Source organism: Streptococcus sp. SR4, from assembly GCF_000517725.1.
Lineage (GTDB): Bacteria > Bacillota > Bacilli > Lactobacillales > Streptococcaceae > Streptococcus > Streptococcus salivarius_F.
The window spans coordinates 1-7,208 of sequence record NZ_AZYW01000018.1 but is presented as its reverse complement, the minus strand read 5'-3'; the positions used below and the strand labels follow the sequence as shown (position 1 = coordinate 7,208).

Below are 7,208 nucleotides of genomic sequence, written 5' to 3'. Positions count from 1 at the left end.
GCGTCAGGCTGGTGAAACTGTACCAGTTACTGAGGTTATTGGTTATATTGGAGCAGAAGGTGAAGTTGTGGCTGATAACGCTGCTAGCGCACCTGTTGCAGAAGCAACTGCTCAGTTGGAATCAGCTGGTCTTGAAGTTCCTAAAGCTCCTGTCCAAGCTGCTCCAACAGCTGCTGCAGAAAAAGCACCTCTTGCTGACAATGAGTACGATATTATCGTTGTCGGTGGTGGTCCTGCTGGTTACTATTCTGCCATTCGTGGTGCACAACTTGGTGGTAAGGTTGCCATCGTTGAAAAATCTGAATTTGGTGGAACATGTTTGAATAAAGGATGTATCCCAACTAAGACCTACCTTAAAAATGCAGAAATCCTTGATGGACTTAAGATTGCAGCAGGTCGTGGTATCAACCTAGCGTCAACAAACTACACTATCGATATGGATAAGACAGTTGACTTTAAGAACTCTGTCGTTAAGACCCTTACTGGTGGTGTTCAAGGTCTTTTGAAGGCTAACAAGGTCACTATTTTCAACGGTCTTGGTCAAGTTAACCCAGATAAGACAGTTACTATTGGTTCAGAAACAATCAAGGGACGCAATATCATCCTTGCGACTGGATCTAAAGTATCTCGTATCAATATTCCTGGTATTGAGTCACAACTTGTGATGACATCAGATGATATTCTTGACTTACGTGAATTGCCTAAATCACTTGCTGTTATGGGTGGTGGTGTCGTTGGTATCGAGCTTGGTCTTGTTTATGCCTCATACGGTGTAGAAGTGACTGTTGTTGAGATGGCTGACCGCATTATTCCTGCTATGGATAAGGAAGTATCTCTTGAACTTCAAAAAATCCTTGCTAAGAAGGGTATGAAAATCATGACATCTGTTGGGGTTTCTGAGATTGTAGAAGCTAACAACCAATTGACCCTTAAACTTAATAATGGTGAAGAGATTGTAGCGGATCGTGCCCTTCTTTCAATCGGTCGTGTCCCACAATTGGATGGTCTTGAAAATCTTAACCTTGAACTTGACCGTGGTCGTATCAAAGTTAATCCTTATCAAGAAACATCAATCCCAGGAATTTACGCACCAGGTGATGTTAACGGAACTAAGATGCTTGCTCACGCGGCTTACCGTATGGGTGAAGTTGCAGCTGAAAATGCTATGCGTGGCAATGTCCGTAAGGCTCACCTTGACTACACACCAGCAGCTGTCTACACTCACCCAGAAGTCGCTATGTGTGGTCTTACTGAAGAGGATGCACGCGCTAAATACGGTGATGTCCTCGTTGGTAAATCAAGCTTCGCTGGTAACGGACGTGCCATCGCTTCAAACGAAGCTCACGGTTTTGTTAAAGTTGTTGCGGATGCGAAGTACCATGAAATCCTTGGTGTTCACATTATCGGTCCAGCCGCAGCTGAATTGATTAACGAAGCATCAACAATTATGGAAAATGAATTGACTGTAGATGAACTCTTGCAATCTATCCACGGTCACCCAACCTTCTCTGAAAACATGTATGAAGCCTTTGCTGACGTACTTGGAGAAGCTATCCATAACCCACCAAAACGTAAATAAAGTTGATAAAATTCTCGGACAGATGTTCGGGGATTTTTCTTTTGTCACACATTTTCATCTTTAGCTATATCTTGCAAATTTCTTTGGATTTTTAGTGTTAAATACGAATAGGTAGTTAAAGGGTTTTCAAATAAGATAAATCGCAATTTTGTAGCGTTTAGAATTTTATAATATTTCTGCCTTATTTAGAAAACTTTTAATAATGACCTTTCCATTAGAGTTTTTCTATGGTAAAATGGTTGACGTATTAAAAATGCAAAAGGAAAGTTAAATGCGAACGAAAGATTTTATCTACTATGCTAGTGCGGCTGTTCTCTTGGCTGTGACAACTCAGGTTGCTCAGGCAGATGAAGTGGCGACACAAACACCTTCTGTTACTGAAGGAAATCAGTATCAACCTGCGACAGCGGCTGAGATTTTTGGTGGAGAAGCAGCCTTGCCTGCAACTCCTAGTTCAACTGTTTCAGCACCCGTAGCTACGAGTGAGGTGGCAAAACCTAGTGCTCCTGCGGTATCTACGTCACTTGCACCAGAAAGTTCAGAGGCTGTAACAACTGCGGCATCAACTTCAGTAGCTAACTCTACTGTTGCTGTAGCGTCAACTTCAGTAACATCTTCAGTTGTTAGTTCAGAAAGTGCAACAGCTTCTACAAGTGCGACAAGTTCGGAAACGTCAAACAGCGCTGTAGCAACACCTGCTAAATTGACGAATTCTACGGATGTTCCTTCGCCAACGCTTAAGGTACAACCAAAGACTTTTATCGATGTCAGCAGCCATAATGGTGATATCAGTGTAGATGACTATCGTGCTCTTGCACGCCAGGGTGTGGGTGGTGTCGTTGTCAAGTTGACTGAGGACACTTGGTACAACAACCCTAAAGCACCCTCACAAGTTCGCAATGCTCAAATTGCTGGTCTTCAAGTATCAACCTATCATTTTTCTCGATACACAACTGAGGAAGAAGCACGTGCAGAAGCTCGTTTCTACATCCAAGCTGCACAAAAACTAAACCTTCCAAAGAGTACTGTTATGGTTAATGATTTCGAAGACTCTAAGATGCTTCCAAATATCAACCGTAACACTCAAGCTTGGGTTAACGAAATGCGTAAGCATGGATACAACAACTTGATGTTCTACACAAGTGCTAGCTGGTTGGATGAGAACAATCTAGGCTACCGTGGACCTGTCTCAACCTCTCAATTTGGGATTGAGAATTTCTGGGTTGCCCAGTACCCATCAACAACTCTTACAGCAACAAGTGCTAAGAACATGCGCTATAATGCCAAAACTGGTGCATGGCAGTTTTCAGCTACGGATAATCTCTTGCCAGGTAAACATGTCTTTGACCACAGCGTGGACTATACAGGACGTTTCACAGCAAATGCCAGTGCTGAGGTTGATAACACTCAAGGCGATTTGAGTGGAACCATTTCTATTGTCAATAATAATCCAACTCTTGGTAGCTTTGATGTTGTCATCTCTAATGTTAAGGCACCAAATGGTGTTGAAACTGTCTCTGTTCCAATTTGGTCAGAAATTAATGGCCAAGATGACATTATCTGGTATACGGCTAACCGTCAAAATAATGGAACTTATACAGTAAACGTTAAGGCTTCAGCTCATAAAAACTCAACAGGCCTTTATAACATCCATCTTTACTATATTCAAAAAGATGGTCAAATGACGGGTGTTGGTGGAACAACTACGCAAGTCTTCATTGGTAAGACACCGGAGCAGTTGAAACCTAAAGCAAGTTTTGCTATTGAAAACAATAATGCTAAGGCAGGAACTTTTGATGCCGTTATCACTAATATCTCAGCACCACTAGGTGTTAAAGAGGTTTTAGTCCCATCATGGAGTCTTGAAAATGGTCAAGACGACCTTATTTGGCATAAGGCAACCAAGCAAAATGATGGTAGCTATCGTGTCACCATTAAGGCAAGTGAGCATAAGGGCAATAAAGGGAATTACCGTGCTGATGCCTACATCGTGGACAACGCTAACAATCGTCATTATATTGCCGAAAAAGTAGTGTCTGTTGATTATGCTCGACCAAGCGGTGTTCTTACGATTGAAAACAACAATACTGCAGCAGGTACTTTTGATGCCGTTGTTCGTAATATTGTTGCACCTACAGGTTTAAAAGAGGTTCTTGTTCCATCATGGAGTTTGGCTGGTGGTCAGGATGACCTTATCTGGCATAAGGCAACTCGTCAAGCCGACGGTTCTTACCGAGTGACTATCAAAGCAACGGATCATAAGAATTCAACAGGTAAATACCGTGCTGATGCCTACATTGTAGATGACTCTAACAAACGTTTCTATCTCACTGAAAAAGTGGTAGAAGTTACTCAAACTCGCCCTAGCGCAAGTCTCGTTATTGAAAATAATAATGCTGATTTAGGTACTTTTGATGCTGTTATTCGCAATATCGTAGCACCAAATGGGGTTAAGGAAGTCTTAGTTCCTTCATGGAGTCTAGTTAACGGACAAGATGATCTGGTTTGGCATAAGGCTAGTCGTCAATCTGATGGTAGCTACCGTGTTACTATTAAGGCTAGTGAGCATAAGAATTCTCTAGGAAATTACCGTGCTGACCTTTATATCGTAGATAATGCCAACCAACGTCATTATGTCACTGAAACAATTGTGGATGTGAAACATAATAAACCAGTCGGTACTATTTCAGTAGTTAATAACAATAAAGATACTGGTACTTTTGATGTCATTATCAGTGATGTTTATAGTCCTAAAGGTGTTCGTACTGTTCAAGTGCCTATTTGGTCTGAAAAAGATGGACAAGATGACATTCGTTGGTATGAAGCGACACGCCAAGCAAATGGCACTTATACGGTAAATGTTCAAGCTACTAACCATAAAAACTCAACAGGCTTGTACAATATTCATTTGTACTACATTTTAAATGATGGTTCACAAGTTGGTGTCGGTGGCACAACAACGACAGTTGAATTCCGTAATGCTAAGACTAAAACGCAAACCTATATCACTAATGTTAATTCAGAAGCTGGTAGTTACACAGTAGTGGTTGATCAGGCACCACAAGGACGTCAAATTAAGAATATCCGTGTAGCTGTATGGTCAGAAAGCAACCAAGGAAACCTTTCTTGGTACAATACGGCACCTACTGGAACACATACTGAAATCAATGTATCGACTGTTAATCATAAGAATCTCATTGGTAACTATACGACTCATGTTTATGTAGACTATGTAGACAATACTGTAGACGGATTCAACCTTGGTGAGACAGCTCTTGCTCCACGTAATCGTCGTGTTGAGCCTCAGACGACTTATTATTCTCAACGTGATCCTCGTTGGGCTTCTAAGTGGTATGGTGTCAGCAATATGGACCAGTCAGGTTGTGTTCCAACATCACTTGCCATGACTTTTACAGATATTTTGGGAACAGTAATTGCACCAACGACAGTTGCGGATTATTTGTACTACAATACAAATTCATTCAATAAAACATCAGTTGCTGGTACAGACGCGGATGGTATTGTATTAGCAAGTAAAAATTGGGGTCTCAAGAGCAACATGCTTTCAAGCATTGCTAACATTGCTTCAGCTTTGATGTCAGGCCAACACGTTCTGGCAGCAGTAGGAGCAAGCCAATTTATCAATTATCCTTACACGCATGAAATCGTGCTTCATGGCTATGATAATGGTAAAACTTATGTTCGTGATCCATTTAACGCCAATAACAATGGTTGGTATTCATTGGACTACATTCATGGTGTTCAGAGTCGAGATGCAATGGATACTAAGCTTGGTGCACCATTCTTCTCAATCTTTGCTTAATCTATTAATGAAAGGTCTTTAGAAGGAAACTTCTAAGGGCTTTTTTGGTGTTCATTTTTGATAGTCATATTTTTTATTTATCTATTTTCAGAATATTATATACATGTTTGAAATCTCATATTTATGGGCTTTTAGGTTCTTTATTTGGATGACATTGATGCTTTCAGCATAGAAATTACTTATTTTTTTATCATTTTTATAGTTTTTTTAGAGAATTATCACTTTTGCTCTATTCGTAAGATATTTTCTATGGTAAAATGGGTGACGTATTAAAAAGTGTCAAAGGAAAGTTAAATGCGAACAAAAGATTTTATCTACTATGCCAGTGCAGCTGTTCTCATGGTGGTGACTACTCAGGTAGCCAGTGCTGATGAGGTAGCTACGCAAATGCCTACGGTTACTGAAGGGAACCAGTATCAACCTGCGACTGCAGCAGATATTTTTGGTGGTGGAGCAGTCCTTGCACAAGAGTCACCATCAGCAAGACCAAGTTCAACTGTTGCGGAAACACCTACAGCCACAAGTGAAGTAGCAAACTCAAGTGCTCCACAAGTTAGTCAAGCAAGCTCAACAACGATTGCAGCATCTGAATCAAGAGTCGTTGCCTCTGAATCTGTAGTTCAGGCTAACACAGTAGCGAGTTCAGAAAATGCGACGGTACCGACTGCTTCTGAGGTTTCAAGCAATATCGTGGCTGAACCTGCTAAGTTGACTCATGCCTCAGGTTCATCTCATGATACTGATGTTCTAAAACCTAAGGCTAGCTTCTCAATTGAGAACAACAACAAGGTCACTGGTACCTTTGATGCTGTGGTTCGAGATATTGTGGCACCCTTGGGTGTTAAAGAGGTTCTTGTTCCATCTTGGAGTCTAGCCAATGGTCAAGATGACTTGATTTGGCATAAGGCAGCCAAGCAAATGGATGGCTCTTATCGTGTAACCATTAAGGTGGTAGATCACAAGGGGGAGGCTGGCAATTACCGTGCAGATGCCTATGTTGTTGATCGAACAAATAAGAGACATTATATTTCTGAGAAAGTAGTATCGGTAACTTACTCTCGTCCAAGTGCAAGCCTAACGATTGAAAATAATAATGCAGCTACAGGCACTTTTGACGCTGTGGTAAAAAATATCATTGCTCCTACAGGTGTGAAAGAAATCTTAGTCCCATCATGGAGTCTCGTTGGTGGTCAAGATGATTTGATTTGGCATAAGGCGACGAAGCAAGCAGATGGTTCTTACCGAGCTACCATTAAGGCAAGTGACCACAAAAATTCAACTGGTAAATACCGTGCAGATGCCTATATCGTAGATAATTTCAACAAGCGTTTCTATTTGACTGAAAAAGTGGTGGAAGTTAGCCAATCTCGTCCAAGCGCAAGCCTAACGATTGAAAATAATGATGCAACTACAGGTACTTTTGATGCTGTGGTTCGCAATATTGTTGCACCAAATGGCTTGAAGGAAATCTTGATCCCATCATGGAGTCTTGTTAATGGTCAAGATGATTTGGTTTGGCATAAGGCAAGTAAACAAGCAGACGGTAGCTATCGTGCGACAATTAAGGCTTCAGACCATAAACATTCAACTGGTAAATACCGTGCAGATGTTTATCTCGTCGATAAGGATGGCAACCGTCAGTATTTGACTGAGACCGTGGTTGATGTCGATGAAACTAAGCCAAGTGGTATTTCAGGTGTGGTTATCCCAGTCTGGTCTGAGCAAAATGGTCAGGATGATCTTGTTTGGCATAATGCCACAAAACAGGATGACGGTTCCTATAAGGTGACTATTTAAGCTAGCCAG

General features: G+C 41.3%; 2 protein-coding genes and 1 pseudogene. All 3 read left to right on the top strand.

All coding sequences use genetic code 11. From position 1 onward, the window contains the following. Window positions 1–1,579, top strand: a 1,579-nt coding sequence (gene lpdA / locus HMPREF1519_RS02015; protein ID WP_037611089.1) for a dihydrolipoyl dehydrogenase, incomplete at its 5' end; no start/stop codon positions are given. Window positions 1,580–1,850: 271 nt separating this feature from the next. Further along, window positions 1,851–5,402, top strand: coding sequence for a GBS Bsp-like repeat-containing protein (locus tag HMPREF1519_RS02010; protein ID WP_037611088.1), 3,552 nt, complete (start codon window positions 1,851–1,853; stop codon window positions 5,400–5,402). Window positions 5,403–5,696: 294 nt separating this feature from the next. Next, window positions 5,697–7,190, top strand: a pseudogene (locus HMPREF1519_RS02005) (GBS Bsp-like repeat-containing protein); the annotation flags it as partial. Window positions 7,191–7,208: the final 18 nt, after the last annotated feature.

Excerpts from the sequence above, each read along its gene's own strand:
- HMPREF1519_RS02010 (WP_037611088.1), top strand. The coding sequence starts at position 1,851 with ATGCGAACGAAAGATTTTATCTACTATGCTAGTGCGGCTGTTCTCTTG.